This is a genomic window from Vogesella oryzae, from assembly GCF_902829295.1.
Lineage (GTDB): Bacteria > Pseudomonadota > Gammaproteobacteria > Burkholderiales > Chromobacteriaceae > Vogesella > Vogesella oryzae.
Map to the genome: position 1 here is coordinate 76,279 of NZ_CADEPL010000019.1, position 13,627 is coordinate 89,905.

The following is a 13,627-nucleotide window of genomic DNA, read 5'->3' on the forward strand; positions in this document are numbered from 1 at the left end:
CAGAGAAACGCTGATTGCCATGCGTGACTTGCCCCGTCTGAAAGAAATCAGCGGCATCCTTTTCCGTCACGGCCTCGGCGAATTCGCGCAGCGGCTGCGGCTGCCGCGTGCGGTGGAGAAAGCCGGCCAGTGGCTGAACATCCCGTTTCCCGACCCGGCCAACGCCATCCCGACGCCCATCCGCCTGCGCAAGGCCTTCGAGGAACTGGGACCAACCTTCATCAAGCTGGGGCAGATTCTCTCCACCCGTGTCGACATGTTTGCGCCGGAGTGGATTACCGAATTCGAAAAGCTGCAGAACACCGTGCCGCCGATCCCGGATGCGCAGCTGGCCGCCACACTGAAACAGGCGCTGGGCGCCGCGCCAACGGACATCTTTGCCGAGTTCGACCATACCCCGATCGGCTCGGCATCCATCGCCCAGGTACACCGTGCGGTGCTGAAGGATGGCACCGTGGTGGCGGTAAAACTGCGCCGGCCGGGCATCGTGGAGAAAGTGGAAGCCGACCTGCGCATTCTCGAACATCTGGCCAACCTGATCGAACTGGAGTTTCCGGATGCACGCCGCTTCCAGCCGTCGGAAATCGTGGTGCAGTTTGCGCGCTCGCTGCGCCGCGAGCTGGACCTGGCGGTCGAGGCCCGCAATATGGAGCGCTTCGCCAAGGACTTTGCCGGCGACCCGCACGTACGGGTGCCGCGCGTGCACTGGGAGTACACCAAACCGGCGGTCAACGTGCAGGACTTTGTCGACGGCCTGCCGGCCACGCCGGTCGAGGCGCTGCCCGCTGCCGGCCTCAACCCGCCATTACTGGCCAAGCGCGGCGCCGATGCGGTGCTGAAGATGATCCTGCTCAACGGCTTCTTTCATGCCGACCCGCACCCGGGCAATGTGTTTTTCCTGCCGGAGGACATCATCGCCTTCATCGACTTCGGCATGGTTGGCCGCCTGTCGCACAAACGGCGCGACGAAATTGTCGACCTGCTGGCGGCACTGTCGGAACGCGACGAGCGCGGCATGATGAACGTGCTGCTGGAGTGGACCGGCAGCACACCGGTGGACGAGGAGCAGTTTGCCGAGGACATCGGCGAGATGCTGTTCCAGTACGACCATGTGCCGCTGAAAAACCTCAATATGTCACAGCTGATCAACGACATCATGGCGCTGATCCGCGACCACGGCATCGTGTTGCCACCGGACATGGCGATGCTGTTCAAGGCGCTGCTGACCCTGGAAGGGCTGGGCCGCCAGCTGGACCCGGACTTCCAGCTGGTAGAACACCTGGCGCCGTTCGTGCGCCAGCTGATCCTGGCGCGCTACGATCCGCGCAACTTCCTGATGCGCAGCAAGCAGACCCTGCGCGAAGGCTTCGCCATGATCAGCGACCTGCCGCGCGACATCATCCGCATCGGCAAGGACATCCGTCACGGCAAGTTCCGTATCAATCTCGACCTCAAGCGACTGGAGCAGTTCGGCCACCAGCTGGACAAGAGCGTCAACCGCCTGACCATGGGCATCGTTACCGGCTGCCTGATCATCGGCTCCTCGATCGTGATGACGGTAAAGGGCGGCCCGACGCTGTTCGGGCTGCCATTCTTCGGCTTTCTCGGCTTCATGGTGGCGTTCTTCAACAGCATGTGGCTAATCTGGTCGATCTGGCGCGCCGGCAAAAATCTATGACACCTGCGATTAGCCGGGCAGCCTGCCCCGCCATCCGGATATTTGATAGCAAGCAACGGAAACAGCACTAAGTCTTTGCTGTAAATGGCCGATATATCCGGCATCGCCGGAGCAGGAGTCGCGCCATGAAGATCGATGCCATGTCACTGGCACTGGATAGCCGCCACCAGTTGCAGCAGACCCAAAGCGAGACGCAGAAATTGCAGATCTGGCGACAGCCAGCACCTGCGGCCAACCCTGTGGCCGCGCCAGACGACAGCGTATCGATCAGCGCCGCCGGCAAGACCGCCAGCCAGGATGACAGCAGCCTGCAGGATGGGCTCTCGCCGGTGATGGCGATGGTGCGCAGCCTGCTGGAAAAAACCTTCGGCATCCGCATCCGCCTGCAAGACGTCCAGGCACACCCCGCCAACAGCAGTGACAGCAACGTTGCGGCCAACGTTGCCGCACCGGATAGCAACACTACCTCCCCTCCTCCTACCCCGTCATGGGGAATGCGCCTGCAGCGCGAATTCCACTACCAGGAGCAGGAGTCACTACAGTTTTCCGCCAGCGGCAATATCACCACCAGCGACGGGCGGCAGCTTAGCTTCCAGCTGGACATCCAGCTGCAGCGCAGCCTGGAGCTCCACAGCAATGAAACCCTCAACTTTGGTGCCGCCGCCAAGGACCCGTTAATGCTGACACTGGGTAGCGATGCCGGTGTGCTTTCCGGCGCCAGCGTGGCGTTCGATCTGGAGGGCAACGGCACTATGGATGCCCTGCCGATGGTTGCCAATGGTGGCTGGCTGGTACTGGATCGCAACGGCGACGGCAAGGTCAACGACCGCAGCGAGCTGTTCGGGCCACAAAGCGGCAACGGTTTTGCCGAGCTGGCGCAACTGGATGCTGACGGCAACGGCGCCATCGACGAAGGCGACCCGCTGTTTGCCCGCCTGCAGCTCTGGCAGGGTCGACACGACGGCCAGGATCAGCTGGTATCGCTGCTGGATCAGGGCATCGGCGCCCTACTGCTGCCCAATGTGGCGGCGGATTACCGTTACAGCGATGCCCAGGGCAATACCCAGGCACAGATGCGCAAGGCCGGGGTATATCTCAACGAGGACGGTAGCGCCGGACTGGTTTCCCAGCTCGATCTCACGGCCTGAAGCAAGACGGCCGGCGGGAGACGCGTCGCCAAGCCGGCAGGCACAGCAAATCCCTGCGGCGGGCTGCAGCACGAGCCGTTGCCAAGCCGGCATGGCTGTTGCGAATTTGCCAGTACTAAAACCGCAAATACGAATAATTCTTGATTAGATTTAGATCACTGGCTACCATGCCGTCATTGATCTCGTCAGGACAACACCATGAATGCAATGCTGGTCGGCGCCGATACCCTGGGCAACATCCCGGGCGTGCTCGATTCTTTCGGCATCAACATCCACAAGCACCTGAGTGGCCGCAACAGCTCGCACCAGCGCAAGCTGGATCGCCTGCCGGCCGGCACCGAGCTGTTGATCCTGTTCACCGACTTTCTGGGCCACAACGTGATGAAGCACTTCCGCGAGCTGGCCAACGAGGAAAAGGTCAAGTTCATCGCCTGCCGCCGCTCGGTGTGTTCGCTGAAACAGTCGCTGGAGTGCGTGGGCTTCAGTGAGCGTTGTGCCAGCTGTCCCAACGCCTGCGCCGCGCGGCAGGGCAAACGCAAGCACTAGCCCGCCGCAAACAGCAAGGGCAAGCCGCATGGCTTGCCCCTGGTTCTGGCGATGCGGCCAACCTTGCCGCTATCGTTCCCGCCCCTGGCGGATGCCCTGACGCAACTGCTGCATCTGCTGGCGGAAATTCCGGCAATTGCGGCACAACAGCAGATGCATCGACAGTTGCAGTTGCTCGGCCCGGCTCAGCGGCCGGTCCATGGCTTCGGAAATCAGGCGGCTAGCCTGCCGGCAATCCATCATGTGGCCTCCCGCTGGAACCAGCGTATTTCCAGGCATTCGCGCAGACTCAGCCGCGCCCGGTACAGCATCACTGAACAATTGGTCGCCGTAATGTCCAGATTCTGACAAATCTCGGCGATATCCATATCCATCACCTCGCGCATGGCAAACACCATGGCGGTGCGCTTGGGCATCACCTGTGCGCATTGCTGGTAGACCTGCCAGAACTGCTGCGCCAGCAGACTTTCTTCCGGGGCGCCCCACGCCCGTACCGCATGCGCCCAGTGGCCGCTACCGTCGAACACGGCATCCAGATCGGCCAGGTCCAGGTCCTCGCCCAGGTCAATGGTGCTCTCGCGCGATTGCCGGCGCACCACATCGATCAGTTTGAATCGCAATATCGAGGTCAGCCAGGTGCGCAAGCTGGCGCCACCGGCAAAACGTTCGCGGCCCTGCAATGCGGCCAACAGCGTGTCCTGTACCGCGTCTTCGGCAGCGGCCGCATCCTGCAACTGGCTGCGGGCGTAGCGCAACAGATAGGGACGCTCGGCTTCGATTTCGTGATCAGAGGGCATCGGCTCTCCTAGCGGCGAATGCAGTAATCAACTGCTTCGGACAAACGATCGACACCGATAATCTCCAAACCGTCGATAGGCTGGCGCGGCGCGTTGGCACTGGGCACGATGGCACGGGTAAAGCCCAGCTTGGCAGCCTCTTTCAGCCGCTCCTGGCCGCGCGCCACCGGGCGCACCTCGCCGGACAGCCCCACCTCGCCGAACACCACCAGTTTTTCCGGCAGCGGCTTGTTGCGCTGCGAGGACACCATCGACAGGATCACCGCCAGATCGGCGGCCGGCTCCATGATTTTCACCCCGCCCACCGCATTCAGGAACACATCCTGGTCGAAACAGGCCACGCTGGCATGGCGATGCAGCACCGCCAGCAGCATCGCCAGCCGGTTCTGCTCCAGGCCGACGGTCAGCCGCTTGGGCTGGAAGCCGTGCGCGTCGTCCACCAGCGCCTGGATTTCCACCAGCAGCGGGCGACTGCCCTCCTGCGTCACCAGCACGCAGGAGCCGGAGACATCATCGCGATAGCTGGACAGAAAAATCGCCGACGGGTTGGACACCCCGCGCAGGCCGCGGTCGGTCATCGCGAACACGCCCAGTTCGTTGGCCGCACCAAAGCGGTTCTTGATAGCGCGGATCATGCGGTGACTGGAATGGCTGTCGCCCTCGAAATACAGCACCGTGTCCACGATGTGCTCCAGCACGCGCGGGCCGGCGATCGAACCTTCCTTGGTGACATGCCCCACCAGAATGATGGTGATGCCGCTTTGCTTGGCGATGCGGGTCAGCTGCGCCGCACACTCGCGCACCTGCGACACAGAGCCGGGGGCCGAAGTCACCTGGTCGGAATACAGCGTCTGGATGGAGTCGATCACCGCTACGTCCGGCTTTTCCTGCTGCAAGGTGGCGATAATGGCTTCCAGCCGGATTTCGGACAGCAGCCGCACGCGGGCGGCATCCACCGCCAGCCGCGAGGCGCGCAGCGCAATCTGCTGCGGCGATTCCTCGCCGGATACGTACAGTACCTTGCGATTGCCACCCATAGTCGCCAGCGCCTGCAGTAACAAAGTGGATTTGCCGATGCCCGGGTCGCCGCCCAACAGCACCACCGCGCCGCGCACGATGCCGCCACCAAGCACACGGTCCAGCTCATCGATACCGCTGGACTCGCGCGGCACTTCGGTCGCCTGCACCTCGGCCAGCACCTGTACCGGCTGCGTCTGCGCCGTCCAGCTTTGATAACGCGGGTTGGCCGCTGCCGGCGCGGCGACGGTTTCGCTCAGGCTGTTCCAGGCTCCGCAATGCGGGCACTGGCCCTGCCATTTGGGCGAACTGCCGCCGCATTCGCCGCACTGGTAAATCGTTTTTTGTTTTGCCATGAAAATCAGTGTGCCGCGGCAGGATGTTCCTGCGGGGCTTTGGCAGCAGACTGGCTGCTGTTGAGATCGCTGAGGATGTTAAGCAGACGGTTGTCGCGCGTGGCCTGTTCGTCCTTGCGGGGAACAGGTTTGGGTTTCTCGTTGCCGCGCACGGTGGACAGGATTGAATCGATCAGCGGGTCATTCTTGGCCATTGCCTCCGCCTCGGCATTGGTCAACGGCTTGCGCGCTGGCGGCGCCGCACGCGCCACAGCCGCAGGCGGCGGGACTGCGGCCTGCGGTGGCGGCACTACGGCGTAACTACTTTTTTTTTGAGCCGTAGCATCCGCATGCCCATTGGCGGCGGGAGCCGGCGCCGAAGCGACCGGCGGTGGCTGCTCAGCCGGCGGCACCATGGTCTCCAGCTTGTTCTTGGCCATGTAATCCTGCATCTCGCGCCAACCGGCAAAAATCTGCGCCTTGTCGGCATCCGGATTCCGGCTGTAGCACTCCTCCAGCGAGCGACCGGTCTGGCGGCACGAGGCCCCGATCGCTTTGTTGGATTCAGCTGCCAGACCACTGACGTTCATGACCCAGTTACACCCGGTCAGTAACAGCAGCGCCGGCAACAGCAGATATGCCCGCATCGTTTGTCCCTATTTCTTGTTGCGCAGATCCAGCTCGATAACTTCACCGCTGCGACCGCTACTGGCCGCGCCAAGCCAGTACAACATGTGCGGCATCAGGTCCACCAGATTGCCGCGCTCGCTCTTGTCTTCACCCGGATGGGTACGGGTGCGGAATGGTGAATTGACCGCGCCCGGCACCAACAGGTTCACCCGCAGGTTGGGATACATGTCCCACTCCGATGCGGCCACCTGCATCAGATAATTCAGGCCGGCCTTGGAAGCACCAAACGCCCCCCAGAACGGGCCGGCTTTCTGGCCATGGGTTTCGCCCACGAACACCACGCTGGCGTCTTCCGCCGCCTTCAGCAGCGGCAGACAGGCGCGGGTCAAGGCAAACGGCGCTACCGTATTGATACGGTACTGGTTCATCCATTCGTCGATGCGCTGGTCGGTCAGCGGCGACAGCGCAAAGAAGTGCTGGGCGCAATGCACAATGCCATCCAGACGCCCCACCGCATGCTTGATCTGGTAAGCCAGCGTATTGAACGCGTCGTCGGTGGCTTCCAGCAAATCCAGCGGAATAGCTACCGGCTCCGGCGAGCCCTGCGCCACGATGTCGTCGTACACCTTCTCCAGTCCGCGCACGCTACGCGCCAGCAGCACCACGGTTGCGCCATGCTTTGCCGCGGCAAGAGCCGTCTCGCGGCCAACCCCTTGCGTGGCGCCGGTCACCAGAATCACGCGGCCGGCCAGATAATTATCGTCAAAAGTTTGCATCATGTTCTTGTTGTCCAGTCCTGCATAAGGGCACCGGCGGCGGCAATGCCGCTGCGTACCGCTCCTTCGAGGGTAGCCGGGTAGTCGGCACACAGCCAGTCACCCGCCAGATAGCCCGATTTTACGGGAAGTCGCACATCGGGGCGCGGCAACGCAACGTTGGCCGCAAAGGTAGCGCGGCGCTCGGTAATCACGCGCCCGCCGAGCAATGAAGGCAAGTCAGGCACCGCACGGCGCAGTTCCTGCTCGACCTGCGCCAGCAATGCATCGTGTGTCAGGTTGTCATGCGCCCCTTCGGCACTGATTACTACCGACACCAGCCCGGCCTCCCCGCTCAATGCCTCGCGATCAAACCACCATTGCCCCAGCCCTTGCGCCTGCCCGGTCATCACCGCCGGCAAAGTCACCCTGCCGGCGAACTGCAGGTATACGGTGGTTATCGGCTGGTATTGCCATGCCTTGAGCAAGTTTGTCAGTGCCGGGGCATTCACCAGGCGTAAAGCATGGTACGGCGCGGTGGCGACAATGATGGCATCGAAGCTTTCACCGTCCACCATCTGCGCCGTAAGATCCAGTGCCGTGACGCGCTTACCCAGCCGGATATCGCCGCCGTGTGCGGCCAACCACTGCACGGCCGGCGCGGCAAACAAGGCGCCCAGATCGACACGCGGCAGCAGCAGCCGGCTATCCTCGCCACGTGACGAGCCGAGGCTGTCGCGCAGCACATTGGCCAGCAATTGCATGGAAGCTTGCGCCGGCGGGGTATTGAGCGTGGCCAGAATCAGCGGCGACCAGAAACACTGCAACAGCCGCTCGCTCTGGCCATGCTGTTGCAGCCAACGTTGCGCGGCAACATCCTGCCCGATTTGCCAGCGCCGCACCCTGAGCCAGGTCAACAGCCGCAACATGGCCAGCTTGTCGCGCCAGCGCAGCCCGTTAGCCACCAGCAGCCCGGCCAGCAGATGCCACGGCGCCGGCCAGTCCGGGCATCGCATGGAAATACCGTCAATTTGCTGCCAGGCCAGCGGCTGTGCGGCCAACGTCTGCTGCGGATCGACCCCCACTTTGCGCATCAGCCGCAGACATTCGCGATACGCGCCGATCAGGATGTGCTGGCCGTTATCCAGCCGCATGCCATCCAGCTCCACGCTACGGGCGCGACCACCGGGCACGCGACCGGCTTCAAACACCACAACGTTGGCCGCATCGGCCAGCTCGATCGCGGCGGCGAGGCCGGCCCAGCCGGCACCAATGATAGCAACGCGCGGTTTCACGGCTTGTAGCCGAAGTTCCAGGTCTTCCATGCCAGCCAGATCTTACGCCCCGGCGACAGCGACAGCCGCTGGTTCAGCACCTTGCCCGGGCCATCCAGCGCGATTTCGTCCAGTGTGGCGCGGTAGATCGCTGCCATCACCAGGCCGATGCGCTGCGCCTTGCGATCCGCCGCCGGCAGCAGCTGCCAGGCCTTGCGATAATGCTCATGCGCGCGTGCGATCTGAAACTGCATCAGCTCGGCAAACTGCGGGCTTTCCTTATAGGCAAAGATATCCGCCGCCGGCACGCCAAAGCGCTGCAGGTCTTCTACCGGCAGGTACAGCCGGCCGCGGCGCGCATCCTCGCCCACATCGCGAATGATGTTAGTGAGCTGGAATGCCAGCCCCAGCTCGTGGGCGTACTTCAGCGTGGCGCGGTCGCTATAGCCGAAAATCTGTGCCGACAACTGCCCCACCACCCCGGCAACGCGGTGACAGTACAGCTGCAGATCGGCAAAGCGGTTGTAACGCGGCACATCCAGATCCATCTGCATGCCGTCGATGATCTCGGCCAACCACTCCTGCGGCAGATCGAACGCAGCCACATGCGGCTGCAGCGCGCGCATTACCGGGTGAGTCGGCTGGCCTTCGTACAAAGCGGCCAGCTCGCTGCGCCACCATGCCAGCGTGGTACGCGCCACGTTGTCATCGTGAATCTCGTCCACCACGTCATCCACCTCGCGGCAGAAGGCATACAGCGCCACCATGGCATCGCGCTTGTCCCTGGGCAGGTAGCGGAAGCTGGCGTAAAAGCTGGAACCGCTCTTGGCGGCCTTGTCTTCACAATATTGCTGCGGGGTCACGCCCGTCTCCCTTTTCTGGCATACGGCGCCCACAGCGCCTTGCCGATAATCACCGGCCAGTCTTTCCAGCCCAATACCGGGCGATGGTTGAACACATCACCGCGGGCATCGTGAATTTTTTTCAGAATGCGCTCGCCGCCCAGCACGATCATGCGCAGCTCGAAACCAAATCGCCCCTTCAGCTTGAGGGCCAATGGCGAGCCGGCCTGCAACATCGCCAGTGCGCGTTTGACTTCCTTGTCCATCAGCATCGGCCACACGCCACCGGCATCGCTGCGCGCAATCTGCTCTTCACTGATGCGCAGTTTTGCCAGATCATCCTGCGGGATGTACACCCGCCCCTTCTGCCAGTCGATCGCCACATCCTGCCAGAAGTTGATCAGCTGCAACGCCGTGCAGATGCCATCGCTCATAGCCAAGCTGCGGCTGTCGTGCTCGCCGTACAGCGCCAGCATCAGCCGCCCCACCGGGTTGGCCGAACGGCGGCAGTAATCCACCAGTTCGGCAAAATTTTGATAGCGGGTCTTTTCCACGTCCTGGCTGAAGGCCGACAGCAGATCATAGAACGGCTGCAGCGGCAGTTTTCTTTCGGAGATCACCCGAGCCAGCGCCTGCATCAACGGCTGCTCTGGCATGGCACCGGCCGCGATACGATCCAGCTCCACACGTAGCGCCTGCAATGCGGCCAACCTTTCCACCGCCGGCGCATCGCCCTCATCGGCGATATCGTCGGCATGGCGGGCAAAGTGATAGATCACATGCACCGCCTTGCGCATCCGGCGCGGCAGGGCCAGCGAACCTACCGGGAAATTTTCGTAGTGATCGACCGCCATCGGCGCCCATCCATCTGCATTGGCAAACGCGCATTATATGCGAAGCCAACAGGACGCCTCCCATTGCTTGCAAAATTAATGCTTGACGTCAGCCACCCTGCCAACTAAACTGCGCTCCGCGTTGAACAACGCAGCCTCTTGTGGGGGTATAGCTCAGCTGGGAGAGCGCTTGCATGGCATGCAAGAGGTCAGCGGTTCGATCCCGCTTACCTCCACCACGAATACAAAAAATCCGACTTCGGTCGGATTTTTTTCGTCCCCATCGTCTAGAGGCCTAGGACACCGCCCTTTCACGGCGATAACCGGGGTTCGACTCCCCGTGGGGACGCCATATGCGTATGAAGGAAGGCACCGATTCGGTGCCTTTTTTCATTTCCAGCACCGTCTGCGCCAGTTCGGCATAATCCCCGCTCATCACAGCCTCTCCCATTGCCGTGATTCGTATGTCACGTAGCAGCACCCGCAGATACTGCTTGGCAAACACCTTGTCCACCAGTAGTCGATCACGCAGCACCTGACAGAACAAGCCAATCTGTTGCTGGGTGATCTTCTCGACAGGAGCAATCTGTACTCGCTTTATGCCCGCCAGCTCGACCAGCTGCGCCTCGCGCTCCGCCTTCAGTCTGTCCAGCCGTGAACGAATCGACTGGTCTGCCACTGGCAGCGCGCCAGTCTCGATTGCATCCAGCAATCGTGCCTGCCGTGCCTCGATGTCAGCCAGCGTGCGCTGAACCTGAGTGTAGCGATCCTGCTGTCCTGACTTGCGCAGGCTAAGTTGCTGCCGCCATTCCTCTAGTAAGCCGCTGATCCGTTCCGGTATTAGCCACTGTTCGGCAAAGAAATGCAGTACGGCATTGTCAAGCTTGTCCATTGGCAGGCATTTGCTTGGACAGATGTCATTCTGCTTGTTATGCCGGTTGTTGCACTTGTAGTAGCGGTAGCGGCCGCTCTTGCCGGTAACTATCGTCATCGCCGCTCCGCAATGTCCACACCGCAGCAAGCCCGTTAACAAGGTTTCGCTGCTGACGAGGCGGGGAGCCACCTTCGACGGCGCACGAGCGCTGCGCAGCGCTCGCACGTCGTCAAAGGTAGCGCGATCTATGATCGGTTCTACTTCCTGCTTTACCCACTGCTCTGGCGGGTTCTTTTTGCGACTCTTGGCGGGGGTTACGTTGAAGTAGCGCTCGCCCACATACAACGGCTTAGACAAAATGGTATGCACCTGCTGGATACGCCACGGCCTGCCACGCATCAATAGACCCCGTTCCATCAAGTGAGCCGCAATCTCCTTGAGGCCCATCGGTCTGCCTTGATAGCCATGTAAGTACAGGTCGTAGATTTGGCGCACCAACGCCGCCTCTGGTTCGTAAACGGCTAGACGCTTCTTGTGCCTGCCACGTGAAGTGGTGGCTTCCGCCTCCACCGTGCAATAGCCGAACGGTGGCAGGGAGCCGTTGTTGAATCCCTGCCGTGCGTTCTCTTTCATTGCGCGGGAGGTGTGCTTACCGTTCTCCTTGCTCTGGTACTCGTCAAACACACTGAAAATCTTGCGTGCCATTTCGCCGGCAGGGTCGTCACCTGTCATCTGGGTGATGGAAATCAGCTTCACCCCGAACTTGGCCAGCTTGCGCTCGTACAACCCCATGCTCACCGAGTCGCGGAAGAAGCGCGACAGGCTATGCACCACGATGGCCTCAAACGGAGGCGGCGACCGCAACGCCTCTTGCATCATCTCTTGCAGCACGGGACGACGGTCATCGGTAGCAGACGCGCCCGGCTCGACATACTCGTGACTAATGACATACCCCTGCCGTTCGCACCATTCACGCATCTGGCGCAGTTGGTCGGGTATCGATAAATCGTTGTCTGCCTGACGGACAGTGGAAACACGGGCATACAGGGCAACAGCCATGGCATCCTCACAATAGCGATACACCGCCAGCGCGCCTTGCCAAGCTGGCCCACGCGGCGCAAGCGCTCGCGTTGGCCAGCCGGCAAGGCTAGGCGGCTGGGTTTAGTCCTTGTCGATGCTTTGCAGCAGGGACGGCAGCAAGTCCGGCAGATATAGCGTCCATTGCCTTAGCTCGGCCTGACGCAACTCCGGACTGGTCTCATGCCCGTAGAAAGCCAGCTCGTACGGCAACTGATTTTGGCGAGGGGTTTTCATAAGCCTAGCCTCATTTCCGTTACCCGTTTTTCCACATCGCTGCGCCAGGTCGCTGCGTCATGCACCCGTTGCAGCAGGCGGTCTATCTTGCCCACTGCTTCATCCAGAGCCATGAACTCTCGCCCGCTGCGCAGGCACTCGATGGCCGCCACCCGCTTGGCGTAGCCGTACAGGCTGACGCCGATGCGCATTAACCGCTCATCCAGCACCATCTTCGGGTCAATCTCACGGTAGACTCCTTGCCCATCCAGCAGCTCAATCTGCTGCAACAAGTCCAGCCACAGCGGATGCAGCGGCCAGCGTGAACGATTGCTATCGCCAGAAGGCACGCGCAGGCTGTCATGTTCGTTCGCCAGATAGCGCAGGCAGTCTGCCTGTCGCTCGAACAGGTCATCCATGGTGCGGATGCCAAAGCGCTTGAGAATGGCTTTGCGTACCTGCCATTCGATACGCCACACGCCTTGCTCCACACCCCACAGCGGAAGGAACCATACCTTGTCACTCTGCTGGGCAATCTCAGCCACCTTGTCGTACACCCGCAGCATCACATCACCCTTACCGAAGGCAAAGGTCTGCTCCTGCCCGTTCTCGCGGTACTGGCTATCCTTGCCCGCCAAGCTGACAAAGCTCTGCAAGTCGAAGTCCCGCTTAGGTAGGAAGTAATCAAAGGTGAAATCTACCCGCGACAGCGACGGCGGTTTGACACTGGCTAGCCCCACCCCATCCGCCCATTGCAGGAAGCGCTGGTGCAAGGCCATGGCACCGTGCTGCCACAGCGCCTGACTGCGGTAGGTGACAAAGAACGACGGGTTGTTGAACTCGCCGAACTCCACCTTGAAGTCCGCATTCTCCATCACCAGCGGATAGCCGGAGCCGCTGCCGTACGGCTTGAGCGACCACGGCATGCCGCCAACAATCAGCACGCAGGCATCCCGCTGCTTGGCTTGGCGCAAGCGTTCTTTCTCAATGCTCAGGAAGGTGAAGTCGAGTGTGCAGTGTGCCGCACGATGCAGGTAGTAGGCGCACTGCACAGTGTCATGGCCGGCAAGCAGAAAGCGTGTTTCGCACGCCAACTGCTCCTGCTCGATATGCGTAGTCAGAGACATGATGGCTCCATTCAGGTTCGGGAATGGAGCCATAGCATCAGCCGAAGGCTGAACAACTCCAAACCCTTGTTAGCAAAGGGGAAGTTGTCATGTCGGCTGGTAAGTGAATAGCGGTTTTAAGTAATGCCGGGGACTCGTCAGAGGTCTTTTGCCTACGCGGTTCGCGTTCAGGTCTTCAGCCTTCGCTCTCTTTAGCGATCAGGACTTCATGCCTCGCCACTTCGGTTCGATTGATCACCAACTATGGGTAGTGGTATTGCCGTTGACATAGAACAGCATAGCCGCCACTATCGATAAGAACAAGGGCATTTTGCGGGACGTAGCCGTAGCCCCCCGTGTTACCAAGCTGGGAGGCGGAATTTGTAAAGCACACATGTTTACCAAAGCTATAGCAAATAAAAAAATCCTGCCAATCTATTTATCAAAACAAACAGCAGCTTTTAATATTTTAAAGTAAGCTAATTAGCAATAGCAACAC

The 13,627-nt window shown here is 61.1% G+C and carries 13 protein-coding genes, 2 tRNA genes and 1 pseudogene; 5 read left to right on the forward strand and 11 right to left on the reverse strand.

The features are described from left to right. Nucleotides 1–19 precede the first annotated feature (19 nt). The 3 genes from HU218_RS07985 (at nt 20) to HU218_RS07995 (ending at nt 3,372) form a co-directional block, all read left to right on the forward strand. Nucleotides 20–1,678, forward strand: coding sequence for an ABC1 kinase family protein (locus tag HU218_RS07985; protein WP_246210844.1), 1,659 nt, complete (start codon nt 20–22; stop codon nt 1,676–1,678). 125 nt (nt 1,679–1,803) lie between these two features. Beyond that, nucleotides 1,804–2,826 carry a hypothetical protein gene (locus HU218_RS07990; protein WP_174874416.1) on the forward strand — a complete coding sequence of 341 codons (1,023 nt, stop codon included), beginning with the start codon at nt 1,804–1,806 and terminating at the stop codon, nt 2,824–2,826. A 198-nt stretch (nt 2,827–3,024) separates the two neighbouring features. Beyond that, nucleotides 3,025–3,372, forward strand: a complete 348-nt coding sequence (locus tag HU218_RS07995; RefSeq protein WP_174874417.1) for a DUF2325 domain-containing protein — start codon at nt 3,025–3,027, stop codon at nt 3,370–3,372. Nucleotides 3,373–3,441: 69 nt separating this feature from the next. Here the strand turns inward: HU218_RS07995 and HU218_RS08000 are convergent, their stop codons facing one another. Genes HU218_RS08000 through hpnC form a run of 8 tightly spaced genes read right to left on the reverse strand, consistent with a single transcriptional unit; the run spans nt 3,442 to nt 9,876 of the window. Next, nucleotides 3,442–3,615: a zf-HC2 domain-containing protein gene (locus tag HU218_RS08000; RefSeq protein WP_217450752.1), complete on the reverse strand. Its 174-nt coding sequence runs from the start codon at nt 3,613–3,615 to the stop codon at nt 3,442–3,444. Beyond that, nucleotides 3,612–4,169, reverse strand: coding sequence for a sigma-70 family RNA polymerase sigma factor (locus tag HU218_RS08005; protein WP_174874418.1), 558 nt, complete (start codon nt 4,167–4,169; stop codon nt 3,612–3,614). The genes HU218_RS08000 and HU218_RS08005 overlap by 4 nt, the downstream gene beginning before the upstream one ends. Before the next feature lie 8 nt (nt 4,170–4,177). Further along, nucleotides 4,178–5,542: a DNA repair protein RadA gene (gene radA / locus HU218_RS08010; RefSeq protein ID WP_174874419.1), complete on the reverse strand. Its 1,365-nt coding sequence runs from the start codon at nt 5,540–5,542 to the stop codon at nt 4,178–4,180. Nucleotides 5,543–5,547: 5 nt separating this feature from the next. After that, nucleotides 5,548–6,150 (reverse strand): hypothetical protein, encoded by a 603-nt coding sequence (locus HU218_RS08015; protein WP_174874420.1) that lies wholly within the window; start codon nt 6,148–6,150, stop codon nt 5,548–5,550. 27 nt (nt 6,151–6,177) lie between these two features. Beyond that, nucleotides 6,178–6,930: an SDR family oxidoreductase gene (locus HU218_RS08020; RefSeq protein ID WP_174874421.1), complete on the reverse strand. Its 753-nt coding sequence runs from the start codon at nt 6,928–6,930 to the stop codon at nt 6,178–6,180. After that, entirely contained in the window at nt 6,927–8,201 is a 1,275-nt protein-coding gene (gene hpnE, locus HU218_RS08025; RefSeq protein WP_174874422.1) for a hydroxysqualene dehydroxylase HpnE, read from the reverse strand. The genes HU218_RS08020 and hpnE overlap by 4 nt, the downstream gene beginning before the upstream one ends. Further along, complete coding sequence (hpnD, locus tag HU218_RS08030) at nt 8,198–9,043, reverse strand: presqualene diphosphate synthase HpnD (protein WP_174874423.1); 846 nt, start codon at nt 9,041–9,043, stop codon at nt 8,198–8,200. The genes hpnE and hpnD overlap by 4 nt, the downstream gene beginning before the upstream one ends. After that, nucleotides 9,040–9,876, reverse strand: a complete 837-nt coding sequence (gene hpnC, locus HU218_RS08035; protein WP_174874424.1) for a squalene synthase HpnC — start codon at nt 9,874–9,876, stop codon at nt 9,040–9,042. The genes hpnD and hpnC overlap by 4 nt, the downstream gene beginning before the upstream one ends. A 142-nt stretch (nt 9,877–10,018) precedes the next feature. Here hpnC and HU218_RS08040 point away from each other — a divergent pair. Then, nucleotides 10,019–10,094, forward strand: a tRNA-Ala gene (locus HU218_RS08040). Nucleotides 10,095–10,131: 37 nt separating this feature from the next. After that, a tRNA-Glu gene (locus tag HU218_RS08045) sits at nt 10,132–10,207 on the forward strand. Nucleotides 10,208–10,729: 522 nt separating this feature from the next. Here the strand turns inward: HU218_RS08045 and HU218_RS17175 are convergent. The 3 genes and pseudogenes from HU218_RS17175 to HU218_RS08065 form a co-directional block, all read right to left on the reverse strand. Continuing rightward, nucleotides 10,730–11,788 (reverse strand): annotated as a pseudogene (locus HU218_RS17175) (recombinase family protein); the annotation flags it as partial. Between the two features lie 102 nt (nt 11,789–11,890). Continuing rightward, nucleotides 11,891–12,043 carry a hypothetical protein gene (locus HU218_RS08060; RefSeq protein WP_174874425.1) on the reverse strand — a complete coding sequence of 51 codons (153 nt, stop codon included), beginning with the start codon at nt 12,041–12,043 and terminating at the stop codon, nt 11,891–11,893. After that, entirely contained in the window at nt 12,040–13,149 is a 1,110-nt protein-coding gene (locus tag HU218_RS08065; RefSeq protein WP_174874426.1) for a phage/plasmid replication domain-containing protein, read from the reverse strand. The genes HU218_RS08060 and HU218_RS08065 overlap by 4 nt, the downstream gene beginning before the upstream one ends. Nucleotides 13,150–13,627 lie beyond the last annotated feature (478 nt).

Excerpts from the sequence above, each read along its gene's own strand:
- HU218_RS07985 (WP_246210844.1), top strand. The coding sequence starts at position 20 with ATGCGTGACTTGCCCCGTCTGAAAGAAATCAGCGGCATCCTTTTCCGT.
- HU218_RS08000 (WP_217450752.1), bottom strand. The coding sequence starts at position 3,615 with ATGATGGATTGCCGGCAGGCTAGCCGCCTGATTTCCGAAGCCATGGAC.
- hpnC (WP_174874424.1), bottom strand. The coding sequence starts at position 9,876 with ATGGCGGTCGATCACTACGAAAATTTCCCGGTAGGTTCGCTGGCCCTG.
- HU218_RS08020 (WP_174874421.1), bottom strand. The coding sequence starts at position 6,930 with ATGATGCAAACTTTTGACGATAATTATCTGGCCGGCCGCGTGATTCTG.
- radA (WP_174874419.1), bottom strand. The coding sequence starts at position 5,542 with ATGGCAAAACAAAAAACGATTTACCAGTGCGGCGAATGCGGCGGCAGT.
- HU218_RS08065 (WP_174874426.1), bottom strand. The coding sequence starts at position 13,149 with ATGTCTCTGACTACGCATATCGAGCAGGAGCAGTTGGCGTGCGAAACA.
- HU218_RS08060 (WP_174874425.1), bottom strand. The coding sequence starts at position 12,043 with ATGAAAACCCCTCGCCAAAATCAGTTGCCGTACGAGCTGGCTTTCTAC.
- HU218_RS08005 (WP_174874418.1), bottom strand. The coding sequence starts at position 4,169 with ATGCCCTCTGATCACGAAATCGAAGCCGAGCGTCCCTATCTGTTGCGC.
- HU218_RS07995 (WP_174874417.1), top strand. The coding sequence starts at position 3,025 with ATGAATGCAATGCTGGTCGGCGCCGATACCCTGGGCAACATCCCGGGC.
- HU218_RS07990 (WP_174874416.1), top strand. The coding sequence starts at position 1,804 with ATGAAGATCGATGCCATGTCACTGGCACTGGATAGCCGCCACCAGTTG.